The following is a 585-nucleotide window of genomic DNA, read 5'->3' on the forward strand; positions in this document are numbered from 1 at the left end:
GGCGAACACACCGAACCGCTCATACAGCTCACGTCCCATACCCAGGCGCTGGGCACCCTGGCCCGAGAAGAGGAACGCACGCTTCCCGCCGCGGGCAGAACCCGACACAGCCCCCGCCGTGCTCTCCCCCGCAGCCACAGCCGCCAGTTGACGCAGTGCCTCGTCCCGGTCGGCCGCCACCGCCACCGCACGGTGCTCGAACCGCGACCGAGCCGTCACCAACGACAACCCCACATCTTCCAGCCGCGCCCCCGGCCGCTCCTCCAGATGAGCCAGCAAACGCGCAGCCTGACCCCGCAACGCCCCCTCACTCCGCGCCGACAACACCAACGGCACCACACCCGGCACCACCACCGGCCCGTCCACCGCAACCGGCTCGGCCACAGACTCCGGCTGCTCCAGAATCACATGCGCATTCGTCCCACTCACACCGAACGAGGAGACGCCGACGCGACGCGGACGACCCGTGTCCGGCCACTGAGTCGGCTCGGTGACCAGCTCGACGGCGCCGGCCGTCCAGTCGACGTGCGTGGAGGGCTGGTCGACGTGCAGCGTCGGCGGCAGCACACCATGCCGCATCGCCAT

General features: G+C 70.6%; 1 protein-coding gene. It reads right to left on the bottom strand.

The genetic code is table 11. The annotated features are described in order from the left end of the window. Window positions 1–585, bottom strand: a 585-nt coding sequence (locus SCA03_RS34875; RefSeq protein ID WP_141275914.1) for a ketoacyl-synthetase C-terminal extension domain-containing protein, incomplete at its 3' end; no start/stop codon positions are given.

The sequence above is a fragment of the Streptomyces cacaoi genome, from assembly GCF_006539165.1.
GTDB lineage: Bacteria > Actinomycetota > Actinomycetes > Streptomycetales > Streptomycetaceae > Streptomyces > Streptomyces cacaoi.